At 36.6% G+C, this 21841-nt stretch carries 6 protein-coding genes; 4 read left to right on the top strand and 2 right to left on the bottom strand.

All coding sequences use genetic code 11. From position 1 onward, the window contains the following. Window positions 1-8 precede the first annotated feature (8 nt). Window positions 9-1235: a macrolide family glycosyltransferase gene (locus K2F26_RS20680; RefSeq protein ID WP_220609292.1), complete on the top strand. Its 1227-nt coding sequence runs from the start codon at window positions 9-11 to the stop codon at window positions 1233-1235. 258 nt (window positions 1236-1493) lie between these two features. Beyond that, on the top strand, window positions 1494-7922 hold the full coding sequence (locus K2F26_RS20675; protein WP_220609291.1) for a non-ribosomal peptide synthetase: 6429 nt from the start codon (window positions 1494-1496) through the stop codon (window positions 7920-7922). Between the two features lie 16 nt (window positions 7923-7938). Here K2F26_RS20675 and K2F26_RS20670 read toward each other — a convergent pair whose 3' ends face one another. Continuing rightward, window positions 7939-8154: an MbtH family protein gene (locus K2F26_RS20670; protein WP_220609290.1), complete on the bottom strand. Its 216-nt coding sequence runs from the start codon at window positions 8152-8154 to the stop codon at window positions 7939-7941. 301 nt (window positions 8155-8455) lie between these two features. On the opposite strand from K2F26_RS20670, the gene K2F26_RS20665 reads away from it, so the two are divergent. After that, complete coding sequence (locus tag K2F26_RS20665) at window positions 8456-9403, top strand: glycosyltransferase family 2 protein (protein ID WP_220609289.1); 948 nt, start codon at window positions 8456-8458, stop codon at window positions 9401-9403. A 36-nt stretch (window positions 9404-9439) separates the two neighbouring features. Beyond that, window positions 9440-18007 (top strand): non-ribosomal peptide synthetase, encoded by an 8568-nt coding sequence (locus K2F26_RS20660; RefSeq protein ID WP_220609288.1) that lies wholly within the window; start codon window positions 9440-9442, stop codon window positions 18005-18007. A gap of 585 nt (window positions 18008-18592) precedes the next feature. Here K2F26_RS20660 and K2F26_RS20655 read toward each other — a convergent pair. After that, the gene (locus tag K2F26_RS20655; protein ID WP_220611971.1) at window positions 18593-21664 is read right to left on the bottom strand and encodes an MFS transporter; all 3072 of its coding nucleotides are present in this window, start codon (window positions 21662-21664) and stop codon (window positions 18593-18595) included. Between the last annotated feature and the right edge of the window lie 177 nt (window positions 21665-21841).

Raw genomic sequence — 21841 nt, 5'->3', positions numbered from 1 at the left:
TTTTATTTATGAGTCGTGTAGTATTTCTCAACGTTTCCGCAGCAGGTCATATTATCCCTACCTTGGGATTAGTAAAAGAATTGATTCATAGAGGTGAAGAGGTAATTTATTATGAAACTCCTAACTTTCAAACAGAAATAGAATCTTTTGGCGCTAAATTTCGCCCTTATCCGTCCATAAATCCTGAAACAGCACCACCAGCAGAAAATGAAATGTCTTTAGTTCCTTCTCTTACTTGGTGCGCTCATCAAATGCTACCAGCATTACTAGAATCAGTACGTGCAGAAAAGCCAGATTATATTATTCATGATTCCCTCTGTCTGTGGGGAAGATTAGTAGCTCAAATTCTGAATATTCCTGCTATTAATTCTATTGCGACTGCTGCTTTTACTCCCCAAACTTTCTATGAATGTCCTTGGTTGAGAAAAAAACTACCGGGATTTTTAAAACAAGCTGCGGCGGGGATGAAACACTATCGTAAATATCAAAAAGAACTGCGAACAACTTATGGTTTACCACCAATCAAATTTGTAGATACATTTACCAATATTGAACCGCTAAACTTATGTTATTTACCACCTGAACTGCAACCCTATAGTGATAAATTTGATCAGCGTTTCCATTTTGTTGGACCCTGTAATCCTGTGCGGGGAATAGAATATGATTTTCCAATGGAGAAATTACAAAAAGACAAGCTAATTCTCATTTCCTTTGGTAATATTCATGACCCTGGTGTGGCATTTTATCGCAGTTGTATTCAAGCTTTTGGTAACACCGATGCTCAAGTAGTAATGGTATTAAGTCCCGCTATAGATGTAACTTTGCTAGGAGATATTCCCGAAAACTTTATCATTAGACCTACTGGTACTGTTCCCCAATTAAAAATATTAGAACGTGCCAGTTTATTTATTATGCACGGTGCAGGAGGAGGTACAAGGGAAGCTGTTTGGTATTCAGTACCAATGATTGCAGTACCACAAACCTATGAACAGGAAATTATTTCTCGTCGTATTCAGGAGCAAGGTGCAGGAATTATGATGATGTTAGAAGATGTGACTGTGGAAAGTTTACAACAAACAGCACAGCATATTTTGGCTGATCATTCTTTTCGAGTTAATAGTGGTCTTTTGGGTGATGCTTGTCGTGCAGCTGGTGGAGTCCAACGAGCAGTAGATGAAATTTGGCGTTATGTGTATGATTTAGGGAGCATCCCAAATGTGTACATTTATTTTTAACCAACGAAATAAAATGAGTCAATGCTTGATATGATTGAACCGCAAAGGACGCAAATGACACAAAGGTAAGAGAGTTTAAGAGATTTGTGGGTGTTGCTGCCGTTATTTTTTCCAAATTGGGATGCTCCCATGATTTACATGATCAAAAGTATAGTCGAACAAATCCTTTGGTGTAATGATTGTATTTTTACCACTGAGTTGGTAAGCTTTTGTTAAAAAGTAAATTAAAAAGTAAATTATTTCAGGAATTAATAAATCATGAATCAGATACTACCATTATCAATCAATCAAAGAGAAATCTATATTGACCAAATGATGTGGTCTGAAGGTTCTCATTTAAATATTGGTGCAACTGTGATAGTTCATGGTGTTTTTAATCAAGAGATTTTTAATTATGCCATGAATAAGATAATTGCTTGTTATCCGGGGCTGCGGACGCGAATTTATGAAGTTGATGGTAAGCCTTTACAGGCGATAGCGAATCACGAAAATTATCATATTCCTTTGGTTGATTTTTCCAGTCAGGAAAACAGTAAAGCACAGGCTGATAAATATATAAATCAGGAATTTACTAAACCTTTTAGCTTTGGTGAAAATGCCTCTTTAGTTGACTTACAATTAATTAGAGTGCGTGAAGATCACCATATTATTTTCGCTAAGTATCATCATGCTATTACTGATGGTTGGGGAACTGCTATTTTCTTCCGGGAAGTAATTAAAACTTACAATCAAATTATCAATGATGGTAAGGATAATCAAACAGTAAGAGAATGGGTAATTAATGAATATCTAGAAGAAGAATCAAAGTATTTAGAATCGGAGAATTTTCAGCGCGATCGCCATTATTGGCAACAACGTTTAAACAGTGTTAAACCTCAGATTTTTAGCCAAATTAAGCCTCAAGATTTACATGGACAAAGGCAGTCTATATATATTACTCGTGAACAATATAACAGAGTTGATCAACTTTGCAAAAATGTCCAATCAAACGCTTTTCATTTTATCCTCAGTTTAATTTCTATCTATTTAACTAAACGCTATCACAAGCAAGATGTAGTTGTTGGTTTATCTCTGTTAAACCGCAGCAAAAAAAGCTTTAAAGATGCCATTGGTTTGTTTGTGAGTACCATTCCTTTCCGCTTAGAAATTAATGGACAGGAAACAATTCATGAACTATTAGATCAAATTCGTTCTTTATTACGTCAAGATTATCGCCATCAACGTTTTCCCCTGGGAGAAATGAAGCGTCTCTATGGTTTACAAACCAGTAGTAAAGAACATTTATTTGAGGTTTTTCTTTCCTACGAAAGACATGATTATAATGAATGTTTTGCTGAAACTCAAACAACCTGTATTCCCCTTTATAGTCAGCAGCAAAAAGTACCATTAATTATTTATGTACGAGAATACGAAGAAACGAGCGATGTAAAAATAGATTTTGACTATAACCTGTCTTATTTAGATGCAGAAACAGTTGATCAAATAGTGACAAACTTTCAAAATCTATTTACTGAGGCAGCAAATAATTTAGAAAGTACCATTGCCGAACTTACCCTGTGCTTACCAGAGGCAGAAAATGTTACTATTACTCAACCAGAAATATTAATCAATTATAGCACAGAAACACTAATTTCTGCTTTTGAAAACATCGTTAATCAATATCCTCAAAATCCAGCAGTTCAATTTAATAAAAAGACTCTCAATTATACAGATTTGAATAGTCAGGCCAATCGTTTAGCGCACTATTTACTCAGTCAAGGAATCAAACCAGGATCACGAGTAGGAATATGTTTAGAACGTTCCGAACAGATGATTATTGCTATTTTAGCAATTCTCAAAACCGGATCAGCTTATGTTCCCCTTGATCCTCATGCTCCTGCTGTACGTCGGCAATTAATTCTGAAAGATAGTGGCATTTTAGCATTAATTACAGAAGCATCATTACTATCAGAATCCTCGACCGAAAACATTACCGCTTTTACACTCCAATCTATCGAGGATGAACTGAGTAAACAACCAAATACATCGCCACAAATTACTATTAAACCCGATTTTCCTGCCTATATTATCTACACTAGCGGTTCTACGGGAACGCCTAAAGGTTGTGTAGTCACTCACAGCAATGCTATCCGGTTAATGCGTTCTACAGAACCCTGGTTTGGGTTTAATGAAAATGATATTTGGACGCTATTTCATTCCTTCGCTTTTGACTTTTCTGTGTGGGAATTGTGGGGTGCTTTATTATATGGTGGCAAGGTAATTATTGTACCTTTTTGGTTAAGCAGAACACCAGAAACATTTCGAGAGTTTTTGACTACAGAAAAGGTAACAGTTCTCAATCAAACACCTTCAGCTTTTTATCAATTAATTCGTGCTGATGAAGCAAGTGTGGGAGATTTAGCATTGCGCTATGTGATATTTGGTGGTGAAGCTTTAGATTTACAAAGTTTGCAACCTTGGTTAGAAAGATATGGTGATAAAAAACCTTGTTTGGTGAATATGTACGGGATTACAGAAACTACCGTTCATGTTACCTATCGTCCTATTTTACGTCAAGATTTAAAAGGAAAAGCGAGCGTAATTGGTAGAGAAATTCCTGATCTTTCTATATATCTTCTAGATGAGAAATTATCACCTGTTGCTGATGGTATTCCTGGAGAAATTTATGTAGCTGGTGCGGGAGTTACAAGTGGTTATTTAAATCGTCCTGCATTAACAGCAGAAAGATTTTTACCTAATCCCTTTGGTAGTGGGAGAATGTACCGCAGTGGTGATTTAGCGAAAAGATTACCTAACGGCGATTTAGAATATTTAGGTAGAATAGATCAGCAAGTCAAAATTCGCGGTTTTCGCATTGAGTTGGGAGAAATTCAAGCCGCTTTAACATCCCATTTCCAAGTGCGGGAAGCGGTGGTTATAGCTGATGAATGGGAAGAGGAAAAACGTCTGGTTGCTTATTATGTTCCCGGAGAATCTTCACCCACTGCAAATGAATTGCGTCAATATCTGAAAAATAAGTTGCCAGATTATATGATACCCGCAGCTTATGTTAGTGTGGAAGCTTTTTCTTTAAATGTGAATGGTAAAATTGATGTTAAAGCTTTACCAGCACCGGATTGGAATTTGTTAAGGGTAGAGGAAGATTATATCGCTCCCCGCAATGCAGATGAAGAAACTTTATGTGCTATTGTGGCGGAAATTTTGGGTTTGGAAAAGGTAGGAATTGATGATAATTTCTTTGAAATTGGTGGAGATTCAATTTTAGCTTTACAGGTAATTGCAAAAGCTAAAAAAGCGGGTTTTGCACTTTCCGCTAGAGAACTTTATGAATTTGCTACTGTTCGTCATTTAGCTAAGAAAAAAGCCGCAGTTACAAGTTCATCTGATATTAATAAACCTCTTGTCAGTAATTTAATTTCAGAAGCGGATCAATTGCTGTTACCAAAAAATGCAGAAACAGCTTATCCTCTTTCTAGTTTACAGGGAGGAATGCTTTATCACAGTGAATTACATCCTGATTCGGCAATTTTCCACCAAATTTTTACCTTTGATTTACATTTGAGTTTTTCAGAATTCGTCTGGAAAAAGGCAATTGCTGATATTTGTTTAGCACATCCAGTATTAAGAACTTCCTTTCATTGGACAGGATATAGCACCCCGATCCAAATTGTCCATCAAGAAGTTGAATTACCTTTAACTATAGTTGATTTACGACATTTAGAAAATACACATCAACAAGTTAAAGCATGGATTGAGTTAGAAAAAAATCGGAATTTTGATATTACTAAATCACCGCTTTTCCGCTTCCAAATTCATAGAATATCCGAGGAAGAAATCAGTTTTAGTTTTAGTTTTCATCATGTGATTCTTGATGGTTGGAGTGTGGCCACTTTGCTAACGCAATTATTACAGCGTTATGTGCAGTATTTAGCAGCGGAAAATTTGCCACCTTTATTTATCCCAGAAATTACTTACAAAGATTTTATTGTTCAAGAACAAAATGCGATCGCTAACCAAAAACTTCGGCAATTTTGGTTACAACATCTCAGCAATTTACAAGTAACTACTCTCCCCCGTTTAAGTACAAGTACCCAAGCAACGGACTCTCAAAAACGTCAGTTAAAACGCCTCTCTGTGACTATCAATGAGGAATTAGCTAATAATTTGCGTAAACTGAGCAAAAATATCGGTGTTACTTTAAAAACGGCTCTTTTAGCTTTACATCTGCGGGTGATCTCTTTTATCACTGGACAAAAAGAGGTGGTGACAGGTAATGTTATTAATGCCAGACCAGAAACTACAGGTAGTGAAAATTTACTGGGTTTGTTTGTGAATACACTACCCCTGCGCTTGGAGTTGACTGGGGGTAATTGGAGAGAATTTATACAAGCGGTTTTACGTGCAGAAACAGAAATTCTTCCCTATCGTGATTTTCCCCTCGCAGAAATTCAACGCCTGCTTGACAAACGCCCCCTGTTTGATGTGGGATTTAACTATGTGCATTTTCACGTTTATGAAGGGTTGCTGAATTTACCACAAATTCAAGTTAATAACGTTGATATTTTTGAAGAAACAGATTTTCCCTTCTTGACAGAATTTTGTTTAGTACCGGGAAGTGCAGCGTTACAGCTAAATTTAATTTATGACATTCAACAGTTTGCAGATGCACAAGTTGAGCAATATGGCAAGTATTACCAAACTGCTTTAGTAGAAATGGTGACTGCTCCGCAAACAGCATATCATCGGCGATCGCTCATCTCCACACCAGAACGCCAACAATTATTACAAGCCGCTAACACAAAACCCCAAAACTTCTTTTCTCCTGATACCTTAATTTCTGCCTTTAATCAAGCAGTAGCAGAATATACAAATAAAACTGCCCTAGTTTACGAACAAACTAACCTCAGTTTTGTAGAATTAGAAACCCGTGCTAATCGTCTCGCTAATTATTTACAAACTCAAGGAGTTAAACCAGAAACCTTGGTAGGTGTGTGTTTAGAACGTTCTGAACAATTAGTAATTACCATCTTAGCGATTTTGAAAGCTGGTGGTGCTTATGTTCCTATTGATCCCAGTTACCCTAGCGATCGCCTAGAATTTCTGTTACAAGATAGTGGCATAGTTCTTTTAGTTACAGAAAAATCAGTAATTTCTCAGTTATCTAAATGTTCTAGTGAAATTGTCATTCTCGAAGACATCACCAGCAAACTAGAACAGGAAAATTCTCAACCCCCAACAGTCCAGATATTCCCAGAAAATCCAGCTTATGTAATTTATACCAGTGGTTCTACAGGCAAACCCAAAGGTTGTATAGTCACTCATAGTAATGTGATCCGCCTCCTCAACGCCACCGCATCCTGGTTTAATTTTAATAGTGAAGATGTCTGGACTTTATTTCACTCCTACGCTTTCGACTTCTCCGTGTGGGAACTGTGGGGAGCTTTATTATATGGTGGTCAAGTAGTATTAGTTCCCTATTGGACAAGTCGTTCACCCAAAGACTTTTTCCAACTCCTGCAAACCCACAAAGTGACAGTATTAAATCAAACACCATCAGCCTTTAAACAATTAATCCCCATCGCCCAAGAACAGGCAGAAAAATTACCTTTACGCTACGTAATTTTTGGGGGAGAAGCCTTAGAACTACCAACTTTGCAACCTTGGTTTGATTTATATGGTGATGCCCAACCAAAATTAATTAATATGTACGGTATCACCGAAACCACCGTTCACGTCACCTATAGACCAATTACCCAAGCAGATATCATCAATAATAGTGGTAGCGTCATCGGTCAACCGATCCCCGATTTACAACTTTATATCTTAGACGACAATTTAGAACCCACACCTATAGGAGTTCCCGGAGAAATTTATGTTGGTGGTGCAGGAGTCACCAGAGGATATCTACATCAACCGCGTTTAAGTGCAGAAAGATTTATTCCCAACCCCCACAGTCAAACCCCAGGTAGTCGTTTATATCGTAGCGGTGACTTAGCAAGACGTTTACCAGATGGAGAAATAGAATATCTCGGACGTGATGACCAGCAAATTAAAATACGTGGTTTCCGCATCGAACTAGGGGAAATTACGGCAGTTATCAATACTCATCCCCAAGTCAAACAAGCATTAGTCATGGTGCAGAAAGCCACAACCGGGGAAAATCGTATAGTTGCCTATTTTACATCTGATAGCGCAGCCGACCTGAAAACAGAATTACCAGAGTTGACCAAAAGCAAATTACCTGATTATATGATTCCAGCGGCATTTGTGCCAATAGAAACCATACCCTTAACAGTTAACGGTAAAATTAACTATCAAGCACTACCCGCACCTGATTGGAGTTGGACAAGTAAACCTTATATTGCGCCGAGAAATGACCAAGAAGCAACAATTTGTTCCCTGATGGCATCATTGTTAAAACTAGAACAAGTAGGAGTGCAAGATGATTTCTTTGAAATTGGTGGAGATTCCCTATTGGTAACACAGTTAGCTATTCGTTTGCGGCAAACCTATAACACTGAATTTCCCTTACCGCAGTTATTCACCCATCGTACCCCAGAAAGTATTGCACTTTTATTAGGAGATGTGCAAAATGTGATAACAGATACTAAAGATACCGAAATCCCCAAAGCCGGACGCAAACGCCGTTCTGTCAGCTTAAGTGATGACGGTATCTTAACTACTTAAACTTAAATACTTAAACTTAAGCTTCTTGCATTGCCTTTCGCAAGCTTAAAGGACGCATATCAGTCCAAACTTCTTCGATATAAGCTAAACATTCGGCTTTAGTTCCTTCTTTACCTACAGTATTCCAACCTAATGGCAATTCTTGTTTCCATTTAGGCCAAATAGAATACTGTTCTTCATGATTGACAACCACAAGATAGATTGTGTTATCGTTTTGTTCGTTGTTATACATGGTTTTCTATACCCTATACCAATTTTCTCTGATTATGTACAGAATTATCAAATACTGTCAAATCCCACTGCCATTTTTTACCTTAAAAATATTTCCGTCCCGCTATGTGATAAAATATAAAATCAACAAATATCTTGAAAATAAATCATTTTACACTTTTTCTAAAAATAGAAATACATCGTTTTTATCATGGCGAATTACTTACAGCAAATTACAGAACAATGAGGTACAGAATCTAAATTGAACCCTATACACAAAGCCAATTTTACTCCTGACTCCTGCTATAAATAGGTTTTAATATATGCCCCAATTTAGTATTATCACTCCCTGCTACAACGCCGAAAAATTTATTAGTAAAGCTATAGAGAGTGTTCGCGCTCAAACATTCACCGATTGGGAACATATTATTGTAGATGATGGTAGTACGGATAATTCTGCTGAGATTGTTTCCTCTTATATGCAACTAGAACCACGTTTAAAGTTAATTAAACAGTCTAATAGTGGTGCTTGCATAACAAGAAATAATGGTTTTACAGCTAGTTCTCAAGCATCACAATATTTACTATTTTTTGATGCAGATGACTGTCTAGAACCGCAAATGTTGGAAATAATGATTAACTACCTAAACGCACATCCTGATGTGGGTGCAGCTTACTGTGACTTTTATAATATTGATGCAGATGATCAACCAATCAATACTGTTTATTGTCCCAGATTAATTCCTTCTATGTTTGGTGTGAAAACTTTACCCTACAATACACCTGAAACACCTTTAGTAGCTATTGCTGGTGGTTTAGGAGGAGGAGTTGATGGACGTACTGTTTTCCGTCGTAGTATTTATGAACAAACATCAGGATGGGATGAAAATATAGGCAGACATGGTGGACATATACTTGATATATTGGCGCAAGTTGCTTTAATTAGCCAGGTTCATTTTGTCCCAGAAAAACTGCATCAATATCGCTTGCATAGTGGCAGTCAATTACATATCAACGTCAACTTTAAAGCCCAGGCTGAAAAAATTATCAACAAATGGAAAAATCAAAAACAATTAAATGCTCAACAGCAAAAACAAGTTAATCAGGCTATATGTTTTTATGAAAAAAGATTAACTCCTTTAGTACAAATGCTATCTGCTAATCAGTTAATTAAAGATGGTAAAATTATATCAGCTTTGAATTTATATTTCCAAGCAGCCAAAAATTATCTGCCATCATTGTTTGTTTTTTCCACTGTCAAACAGAGTTGATTTTACTTAATTTTATAATTAAACAAAAGAGTTAATATGATGAATTATTCACAAACAGACGATATCGATCTATTAGAATTGTTGCTAGAAGAAGAAGGAATCGAATTAGCAACAGATGATGTAATAATTTCACGTCGTGGTCTTACCCAAGCACCTGCTTCTTTTCAACAAAGACGGTTATGGTTTCTCTATGAATTAGAACCCACATCCTCCGCTTATAATATTTGTTCTGTTTTCAGTGTCCAAGGAATATTAAATGTCCCCGCTTTGCAGCAAGCTTTTCAACAATTACAACAAAGACATGAAAGCTTACGTAGCACATTTGTAGATATAGATGGAGAACCTTGGCAAAAAATCCATACCGATGTTTTAACAGAACTGGTATTAGAAGATTGGAGTGGAAATACAAATACAGAAAATACAACTGAAATAGCAGAAATAATTGCTAAAATAGCACGTTCTGAAGGTGATTATACCTTTAATTTACAAACTGGTTCATTGCTCCGCGCTCGACTGTTTAAACTTGCACCAGAACAACACATTCTCACCCTGACTTTACATCATATTATTGCTGATGCTTGGTCTATGGGCGTGATTTTACAAGAAATTGCGATTTTTTATAAATTAGCGATTACAGAAGAAAAAATAGCACTTCCCGAATTAACATTTCAATACTCTGATTATGCCCTATGGCAAAAAGAAAAATTTAGCAATTCCCATTTAGAAAATAGCCTAAATTATTGGCAGAAACAACTAGCAGAATTACCAACTTTACAATTTCCCCTTGATTTTTCAAGACCAAAATTACAGACCTTTCGGGGAGATTTAGTTAAATTTGAACTCTCAAAAAATCTGACCACAGCTATTCGCACCTTTAGTCAAAAAGAGGGTGCAACTTTGTTTATGACCTTGATGGCTGCTTTCCAAGCACTTTTAGCAAGGTACACCGGACAAGAAGATATACCTGTAGGAACTTCTATTGCTAACCGTCCAGGAATGGATGCGGAAAAACTGATTGGTTTTTTCGTGAATATGTTAGTAGTTCGTACTAATTTAGCTGATGAACCTAATTTTTATACTCTATTAAATCGAGTCAAAAACACAGTTTTATCAGCTTTTGAACATACAGAAGTTCCCTTTGAAACTTTAGTAGAAAGGTTAAATTTAGAACGTGATACCAGTCGTAATCCTTTATTTCAAATTGCCTTTACTTTATTAAATGCACCCAAGCCAGAATTTAGCACCGATGATTTAGAAGTTTCCATCTTAGCAACTCAGGAAGCAGCGCGGTTTGATTTAGAATTGTTTATTACTGAAAGTAAAGATAATTTACATGGGGTTTTCTCCTACAACGTTGATTTATTGAAAAGAGAAACTGTAGAAAGATTTGCCCGTCATTTTTGCCAACTCTTAGAAAATTTAATTACTCAACCAGATACACCAGTAAGTCGTATACCTTTTTTATTAACAGAAGAATTAGCCTTTTTAGCACCAAGTCAACCAGCACAAAGTTTTCCTGTGCAGTTTTGTTTGCATGAGATATTTACTCAACAAGCAAAATTGCGTCCTCAACAAACAGCATTAATATTTGAACAAGAAAAACTCACTTATTCAGAAGTAAATCATCGCGCTAACCAACTAGCACATTATTTAATTAATACTGGGGTGAAACCAGAAGCAAGAGTGGGATTATGGTTATCCCGTTCTTTAGATTTGGTAATAGCTATTTTAGGGATTTTGAAAGCTGGGGGTGTTTACGTTCTCTTTGATCCTGACTATCCAAGCGATCGCATAGCTTATATGTTAGAAGATAGTCAAGTTACAATTTTACTCACACATACGCAATTTCAAACCCAAATACCACCCCATACCGCTAAGACCATATTTATTGATAATTGCCAAACTGAAATCACCCAAGCACCAACAACAGAACCAGAAATATTAGTCCTTCCAGATAACGCTGCTTACATTATTTATACCTCCGGTTCTACAGGAAAACCCAAAGGAGTTGTAGTCACCCATCGTCATGTTGTGCGCTTAATGTTAGCCACTGAAAAATGGTTCAAATTTAACGCCAAAGATGTTTGGACACTCTTTCATTCCTGCGCTTTTGATTTCTCAGTTTGGGAAATTTGGGGGGCGCTTTTCTATGGAGGTCGTCTAGTCATTGTCCCTTATTTAGTCAGTCGTTCACCGGAAGAATTTTATAACTTATTATGTGAGGAAAAAGTCACAGTTTTAAATCAAACACCTTCAGCTTTTCGGCAATTAATCCAAGCAGAATCAATACTTTGTCGAGAAGGAGAATTAGAATTACGCTATGTAATTTTTGGTGGAGAAGCCCTAGATTTAGCCAGTTTAGAACCTTGGTTTGAACGTCATGATGATCAGTTTCCGTTACTCGTAAATATGTATGGCATTACGGAAACAACAGTTCATGTAACTTACCGTCCCCTATCTTTAAAAGATGTCAAAAAAAGATTAGGAAGTTTAATTGGTAAACCCATTCCTGACCTGTCTTTATATATTTTAGATCGTCATTTTCAACCAGTTCCTATTGGTGTCGTGGGAGAAATGTATATTGGTGGCGCAGGTGTAACTCGTGGTTATTTTCACCGTCCTCAACTGACAGCAGAAAGGATGATTCCTAATCCTTTTAATAATAAAAACCCAGAACGTCTCTACAAAACAGGTGATTTAGCCCGCTTTCTTGATAATGGGGACATTGAATATATAGGACGCAATGATCATCAAGTAAAAGTTCGTGGTTTCCGTATTGAATTAGGAGAAATTGCAGCAGTTATTAAACGCCATCCAGAAGTAAGAGATGCTTTAGTTATTGTGAGGGAAGAAAACAAAGAAGATATCAGAATAGAAGCTTACATCATTCCTAAAAAACAAAGTTCTGACACCGCAAATTTAACAAAAGAACAAACCCAAGAATGGCAATATACCTTTAACGATACCTATAATATTACTCAATTTGAAACTGTTGAAACTAACGAAGACTTTAATATTATCGGTTGGAATAGTAGTTATGATAATCAACCTATTCCTGCTGAAGAAATGCGTCAATGGTTAAATAATACCCTGACCAGAATTCAAGCACTCAAACCACAAATAGTTTTAGAAATAGGTTGTGGTACGGGGATGATTTTATTAAATATTGCTCCTCAAGTAGAATCTTATTGGGGAACAGATTTTTCCCAAGCTGCAATTACTCGCTTAACAAATATCATTCAAAATCGCTCTTTAAATAACGTCAATTTATTAACAAGAGAAGCAATTGATTTTTCAGAAATTCCTGTCAATTATTTTGATACCATTGTCATTAATTCCGTCGCTCAATATTTCCCCTCTATCGAATATTTACAACAGGTAATTACAAATGCTTTACAAATCTTAGCACCAGGAGGAAGTTTATTTATTGGTGATAATCGCAATTTATCACTATTAAATTATTTTCATGCCAGCGTTGCTTATTTCCAAGCTGATGACAATACAGATCAAGAAACATTGAAAACCCAAGTCCGACGTATAGCTAAAACAGAAAATGAGTTAGTAATTGATCCACAGTTCTTTGTTAATTTAACACAAACATTCTCTAATTTAACAGCAGTAGAAATTCAACTGAAAGCCGAAAATAGTCATAATGAACTTACTAAATATCGTTATGATGTCGTCTTACACAAATTAGGTGCATCAGCAAATCAACCAATAGAAATTATTTGGCAAGATTGGGAAACAGCCAATTTACTATTAACAGACTTAAAACAGCAAATTATCAAAACAGGTGCTATTGGTTGGCGTAATATACCCAATGCCAGGTTAATTAAAGATGCTGCTATTTACCAGTGGATGTCAGAAAATAATAGTGAAAATACCATTGGTGAATTAAGGCAACTAATTAATCAAATTCATAACCAAACAGCAATTGAACCAGCAGATTTATATACCCTTGCTCAAGAAATTGGTTATGATATAACTATTAGTTATTCACCAGAAAAGTCTGATTATTTTGATGTCTGTTTCTATCGCCCAACTGAGGGAAAACGTATTGCCCCATTAATGCCAATTAGCAGTAAATTATCTACTGAAAATAATAACTCTTATTGGCTTGATCCACTAAAAAGCAGATTTTCAAAATCCTTAATTTCCCAATTAAAAGAACAGGTGCGGGAAAAATTACCAGAATATATGTGTCCATCTGCTTTTGTGATGTTAGAAAGTTTCCCCCTAACTCCCAGTGGTAAACTAGATAGACGCGCTTTACCCACACCAGAAAGAGATGTAACGATTAGTAAACAAGCCTTTGTTCCAGCTACCACCCCCACAGAAAAGAAACTATTTCAACTTTGGATTGATGTTTTAGGAATTGATCAAATCAGTGTTACAGAGGATTTCTTCCATTTAGGAGGACATTCACTTTTAGCAACTAAATTAGTTTCTCGTATTAGAGAAGAATTTAATATAGCCTTACCTTTACGTGCAGTTTTTGAACATTCAACGATTTCAGGTTTAGGAACAGAAATTGATCATTTAGGTGCGCTAAATAATTGTAAAACTACACAGCAAGATATTATTGCTGTTATTCCTAACCGCGAGAATTTACCCCTTTCTTTCTCTCAATCTCGACTATGGTTTTTAGATTTATTAGAACCAAACAATGCTGCTTATAATATCTCAGTGGCTTTTCGTTTAGAAGGCAATTTAAATCTAGAAGCATTACACCAAAGTCTGCAAACTATTATTCAACGTCATGAAGTATTACGCACAACTTTTGAAAATATAGACGGTGCGCCCATTCAGATAATTCATGAATTTTCAGAAGTACCGTTAACAGTAACAAATCTCAGTCATTTAGACTCGCAAACCCAACAAGAAACACTGAAAACAGCAATTCAAGAAGTAATTATTACACCATTCAATCTGCGTCAATTGCCTTTATTGCGTGTTCATCTCTATCAATTATCTGAAGATGTTAATGTTTTAGTATTGGTGATACACCATATCATTGCTGATGGTTGGTCTTTGGGATTAATGATTAAGGAATTATCCTTATTTTATACAGCAATTTGTCAAAGTAATATCAAATCTTTACCACCTTTATCTATACAATATGCAGACTTTGCCAATTGGCAACAGACAGTTTTTGCACAAACCCAATTACCTGCACAATTAGCTTACTGGAAACAAAAACTAGCAGGTGCAAATGAGGTTTTACAATTACCAACAGATTATCCCCGTCCCGCAGTTGCTAGTTATCAAGGTAGTGCAGTATCCTTTACAATTAATAAACAAATTAGTGGGGAATTTCAAAAATTATGTGAATCCCAAGGTGCTACCCTATTCATGGGATTATTGGGGGTATTTAGCATTTTATTAATGCGTTATTCAGGACAAGAAGATTTCTTAATTGGTACACCCATTGCTAACCGTAATCGCAAACAAGTTGAAGATTTAATTGGCTTTTTTGTCAATACTTTAGTAATTAGAAATGATGTAAGTGGTAATCCTGATTTCATTATTTTACTATCCAGAATTAAAGAAGAAACCTTACAAGCTTATGCTCATCAGGATGTACCCTTTGAAAGAATTGTCGAAGAAATACATCCCGAAAGAAACCTGAGCCATCATCCTTTATTTCAGGTGATGTTTGTTTTGCAAAATGCGCCAATGGGTAAATTAGAATTACCCAATTTACAACTAACTCCCTGGGAATTAGAACAAGCAGTAGCCAAGTTTGATTTAACTTTGTTAATGACAGAAACAGAACAAGGAATTGAAGGAATATGGGAATATAGAACCGATTTATTTGCAGTAGAAACAATTGATAGGATGATTGGGCATTTCCAAACCTTGCTAGATCATATTATTGCCCAACCTCAAAAACCAATTCATGAATTATCTATACTCACCACATCTGAACACCATCAATTATTAGTAGAATGGAATCAGACTCAAGTTGAGTATCCCCAAGCGAAACAAAATCAATGTCTTCATCAATTATTTGAATTACAAGTAGAGAAAACACCGGATGCAGTTGCGGTGGTGTTTGAAAACCAAAGTCTTACCTATCGTCAACTGAATCAAAGAGCAAATCAATTAGCTCATTATCTGCAATCTTTAGGGGTAAAACCCGATGTATTAGTGGGTATTTGTATTGAGCGTTCTTTAGAAATGGTAATTGGTTTATTGGGTATTCTCAAAGCTGGTGGTGCTTATGTTCCCCTTGATCCCAATTATCCCCAAGAACGTCTAACTTTTATGTTAGAAGATGCCCAAATTTCCATGTTATTAACACAGAAGCAACTGCGAGAAAGTTTAGATATTCCATCTGTAAGCAATATTATTTGTTTAGATAGCGACTGGGAAATTATCGCTCAACAAAATACAGAAAATCTTGTTAGTAATTTAGTGGGAGAAAATCTAGCTTATCTAATTTACACGTCTGGTTCAACTGGTAAACCTAAAGGAGTGATGATAACCCACCGTGCTATCTGTAATCATATGTTATGGATGCAAGAAACTTTTTCTTTTCAAGCAACAGATAAAGTATTACAAAAAACTCCCTTTAGTTTCGATGCTTCCGTTTGGGAGTTTTACGCACCTTTATTAACAGGAGGACAGTTAATAGTTGCGGAGAAAGGTGGACATCAAGACAGTGCTTACCTCTTAAAACTAATTTCTGAACAACAAGTAACTGTGTTGCAACTTGTTCCCTCTTTACTGCAAATGTTATTAGAACAAAGGGGAATAGAAAATTGTAAATCTCTAAAACATATCTTCTGTGGAGGTGAAGCTTTATCAGTAGAACTGAAACAAAGTTTGTTGAGCAAACTAAACGTAAACTTGCATAATCTCTATGGACCTACCGAAACTTGTATTGATGCCACATTCTGGAATTGCAAAAATAAACATAACCAGCAAAGTAACCAACAAATAGTTCCTATTGGTAGTCCCATTGCTAACACTCAAACTTATATCCTTGACTCCCATTTGCAACGAGTTCCTATTGGTATTCCTGGGGAACTATATATTGGGGGTATGGGACTAGCGCGGGGTTATTTCCAACGTCCAGAATTAACTGCTGAGAAATTTATTCCTCATCCTTTTAGCAATGAACCAGGTGCGCGTCTCTATAAAACAGGTGACTTAGTTCGTTATCTTCCTGACGGTAACATTGAGTTTTTAGGACGCATTGACCATCAAGTAAAAATACGCGGTTTCCGCATTGAACTAGGAGAAATTGAAGCCGTATTAAGTCAACATCCTGATATCCTTAATGCTGTTGTCGTTACTACTATAGATTCATCCGGTAGTAAAAGCTTAATTGCTTATCTTGTCACTCAGAAACAACAATTAATTGCTTCAGGTGCATTGCGCGATTTCTTGACAGCAAAATTACCTGATTACATGATACCCAGCAGTTTTGTAATTTTGGATCATCTACCTTTAACACCTAATGGTAAACTTGATAGAAAAGCCCTATCTGCGCTGAATGTAAACAGAAATATTGACGTTGCTCAACATATTTCACCCCGCACTCCTTTAGAATATCAGTTAGTAGAAATCTGGGAAGAAATGCTTAAAGTTAATCCTATAGGTGTAACTGAAAACTTCTTTGATTTAGGTGGTCATTCTCTCCTAGCTATTAGATTAATAGCAGCCATTGAACAGAAATTAAACTTTAATTTACCAGTAGTTTCTTTATTCAGAGAAGGGACAATCGAAAAAATTGCTGCCTTGTTAGAACAAGAAAAACCCAGCAGTTATTTAGATGTTCTTGTTCCTCTGCAAACTCAAGGTGATTTACCTCCCTTATTTCTCATTCACCAAGCAGGAGGTTATGGTTTATCCTATTCAGTTTTAGCCGAGAAATTAGCTACACAAATGGAGAAAAAACGTCCTATTTACGCCATTCAAGCACGTGGTTTAGATGATAAACAACCACCTTTAGATACTATCGAAGCAATGGCAAATAGTTATATTAACGCCATTCGAGAAATACAACCTTGTAGACCTTACTTATTAGGTGGTCACTCTTTAGGAGGATTAATTGCTTTTGCAATGGCTCACCAATTAGAAACTGTGGGAGAGCAAATTGAACATCTATTAATTATAGATACCCATCCACCGTTAGCAACTGATGAAATTACAGCTTCTCTGGAAGATAATGTAGGGATTCTATGTTTTATTGTTGAGCAAATAGGATTGCATTTTAATAAAACTGTATCTATTAATTATCAGGAATTGGCGAGTTTAGATCAAAATTCTCAATTTGAGTATGTTTTACAAACTTTACAGGATCATGAAGTTATTCCACCCGACTCAGGACGGAATTTAATTGCTGGTTTAATTAGCGTTTATAAAGCTAATATCCAAGCTAGTTTAGTTTATCAACCTCAACCTATTAAAGCTCCTATTATACTCTTTAAAACCCCATCCTTAGCAGCACAATTTCCCGATGATCCTACCCTTGGTTGGGGACAATTAACCAGTGAACAAGTGCAGGTTTGTTGTGTAACAGGTGAACATCAAACGATGTTAAAAGAACCTGATGTGGAAAATTTAGTAATGGAAATTATGGCGACATTAACGTAAGCATTCAGCTATCAGTAATCAGTAATCAGCCATTTTAATCTTAGCTAATCTTAGCAATGTTATCTGCATCTGTTTCTTTTTACTCTTTGTATTTAAACATTTCAGATATATCTCTGACGGCTGAATGCTTAAACATCAACAAACTTTTGATCCACTCATTCCCTATTCCCATTTCAATTTTCATTGTTCTCGCAATCAAAACGCGAACTCTTTTCTCTTGATCCTACCCCCTCTTTTTCCTTAACCGAACAGTATTGCTATGAGAACCCATCTGCTGCGATAGTGCTTTCCACGCACCGAGATGAGCCATGCCAAGTGCGCCGCCACCTTGAAAAGCAATGTACGCTTGTTTTTTCTCTGTCATCTAAGTTACTGTCCTTAGTATTTGTGTATTTCTGATTAGAATAGAATTATAATTTCATTTAATTTGGTATAATAATTTAAAATAATCAAATAGACAAGTACAAGTAAGCAGATAGAAATGTACTTGACATTATAGCAAAAGAAGTCATATTAATTACCAGGTCATCAAAAAAAAACCTCCCAGTTGGGAGGCTAAAAATATAGCGCAGACAACTTATATATCTAAATCAACATCACAGCAATTGATCCTCCCAAAGCAGCAGAAATACCAGAAACAACTGCTGTTGCAAACAACCACCAAGCAGCATTGGCCGCAGCTTTACGGGTTTCTTCTGCTTGACGTTGTGCTTGATGTTTTACCTGTTCTAGCCGATGTTGTGCTTCATGTTGTAGCTGTTCTGCTCGTTGTAAAACCATATTTCGGGCGTGTTCAATTCTGTCAATAATGCGGTTAACATCTGCCTCAGAAATATCTTCACGGGAACTGAAAATAGCTACTAAAGTTTCACGATTGAAATGAGACAAGCGATCGCGCAATGCTTCAAACCCAGCTTGAGGATCTTCCAATAATTGACGGATATCATGCTGAATCCCTTCATAATTCAATTCTGGGCGTTCTAGAGAATTAAGATAATTACGAATCCTGGCAAAAATGCCTTCAATTATATCTTGAATGCGTCTTTGAATACCCCGCACCTGTTCTACAAATTGTTCACGCACTAAGAGCATATTATCAGCAATTCCCGCTGCTTCTTCATCAGTAATATCTTCCCGAATTTTCAACAAAGCAATAATTGTTTCTCTGTCAAAATGGGAAAGGCGATCGCTCAAACTTTCCATCCCTACTCTGGGATCATGCAACAATAAATGCAAATCTCTTTTAATTCCTTCTGGGTGCAATTCCTCTTTACCCGTATGTCGTAAATACTCCTGCAAATAAGTTTGAAAAGTCTGCATTCTTTGTTGTGTTCTTATTGCTAAACGACGGGGCGCACGGACAATATTGCTAATGGATGTCTGTACATTATCAATGATTTGATTAACTTGTTCCTCACTCAAATCTTGACGTTGACTTAACAACTTCACCAAAGTATCTCTATCAATACGCGATAATCGGCGACGCAGTACCACAACACCCTCTCTAGGGTTTTCAAATAATCTTATGAAATCTCGCTGAATACCTTCAGGATTCAATTCTTCTTTACCAGTATTTCGCAGATAATCTGCAATAGTCGCAGTCACAGAATCATATTGTTCCCGTGCTTTTTCCCCTACAAATTGCGGTATGTGGCGGATATTATGCCATGATTCTTCCACTACATCAATAATTTGATGAACTTGTGTTTCTGTTAAATCTTGACGTTGACTTAATAATTGCACCAAAGTATCTCGATCAAAACGAGATAACCGCGCCCGAATAGCTAAAACTCCCGCTTGGGGGTCTTCTAAAAGTCGTTTTAAATCAGCGCGAATAGCATCAGAATTTAATTGTTCTTTACCTGTATTTCGCAGATATGATTCCACATTTAACCAGAGAGTTTCCGCTTGATGTTGTGCCTGTTGTGCTATTCCTAAAGATTCTACCAACACGCGATCGCGCTGCATTTCTAATTCATCTAAAATCGGATCTAAATCTCGTTCTTGAATATCATTGCGTGCTAATAGAATCTCAGCCATTTCTTCCCGTTCAACTTGTGCCAGTCGTCGGGATAAAGTTTGATAATCTGCTTCTGAATCTGCCAACAGTGGTTTAAAATTATCCTCAATTCCTTCTGGTGTTAAATCTTCTCTGGGAGTTACCAGTAAATAACTTTCAACTCGTCTTTGCAAATCTTGGACAATTTCTCTTTCTTCCTGCGCTGTTACTATTACTAAAACCTCATCCCGCACCATTAACAATTGATCAGCAATTTGATAAATTTGTGATTGAGTTAATACTCCCTTAGTTTGCAAAATATTGATAAAATCCTGACGGGTAATTTGCTCTAATTCCCTATGTATTACCCCAGGATCAGCCGCAGGATCATAAATCACATCTCTAAATTCTTGGGCAATTTTTTCTTGACTGAGTTGCCAAGGATAAGAGTTAAGCAGGTAGTTGTGAATATCCGCACGAATAGGATTATAAGGTTGTTCTGTAACTTGTTTTGTCACTTGTTTTGTCACTTGTTCCGTGACTTTTTCTGTAGCAGTATTTAAGGAACGCCAAATTTTTTCTACATCCAAATCAGACAAATCTGCTCTACCTAAAACTACCCCAGTTAGTGCTGATATTGCTTGTTGCATCATTCCTGGTTTTTGTTCTGTTTCTTTGGTAGAGTGAATTTCAGCAATTAATTGATCAAGTTTGGCGTTGAGTTCATCGGTTTTGGTGTGTCCAGGGGGAAGGGATTTGAGATAATTTACCAACTCACCTAAACTTTCTTTTGTAGGTTTTTTCTGACTCACTACTTGTTCCCAAACATTGTATAAAGCGTCAGCAATGCGGTTAACTTCTCGTTGGGATAAATCGGTGCGACTGCTAACTAAATCAACAAACTGTTGACGGTCGATATTTCCCAAGTCTGCACTGGTGGCGATCGCTTTAAATTGCGGTTCATTAAGTAAGCTTTTAAACTCATCCCGAATCTGCGATATATCAAGTTCTGGGGGACGTAGTTTTTCTATGTAATGTTCTATATTTTGGCGAATACTTGCGGGGGGAATGGCGCTTCCTAGTTCCCGACGCACAGCAGAGGCAGCCGCTTCAGCCGTTGCTACCACTTGCTGATTTACAGCCCTAGTGCCTAATGCAGCTGTAGCTGTTCCCATAATCGCCTGAAAACTGGCAGTAGCTGTATTCACAACCGAACCTATTAAAGAACCAACTGTAGTTGAACTTACCCACATTAGTAATAGAAAATACGCTCCCCAAATGACTAAACCTAAAATTGCTCCTAATCCGGGATCTAAAATTAATAAACTCAATTTTACAGCTAAGAAACAAGCGATGAATAAAGCAATTGTCACTGTAACTAATGTCCAAATTCCCAACCTCGTGCCAATTTTGCGAATTGTGCCACCAAAACTTTCAACTTCCTGAGATTCTGAAGGATGTCCTAAATAGGAAATACCCGCAGCAATTGAGAGATTTGTTAACACTAATTGAAAGGCAAAAGCGAGAATTACCCCAGAAATTAAAGCCACAAAAAAGCGCGGACCCGATGTGAGAATCGAAGCCTGTGCTGGTGTGACATTGGGAGTAGTTACAGGTACTTGTGTCATCCACAATAAATGTTTGTATAGTTCCTGCATCATTTCTATTTCCTACCTCTAAGCCAGATATTTGTGCAAAATTGGGATGATCCCTGCGTTATAAGGATTTTACTGCTTCACTAATGACCTCTGCTGGATGTGAATATTCAACTTGTCCAACCTTCAGAATCCAAAAAAATAGGTGATATTAGCATCCATCGCAGGTGAGAAAGCCTT

This window comes from Sphaerospermopsis torques-reginae ITEP-024 (assembly GCF_019598945.1).
GTDB lineage: Bacteria > Cyanobacteriota > Cyanobacteriia > Cyanobacteriales > Nostocaceae > Sphaerospermopsis.
Note: the sequence above shows the minus strand (reverse complement) of the source record. Positions and strands in the feature narration are given on the sequence as shown.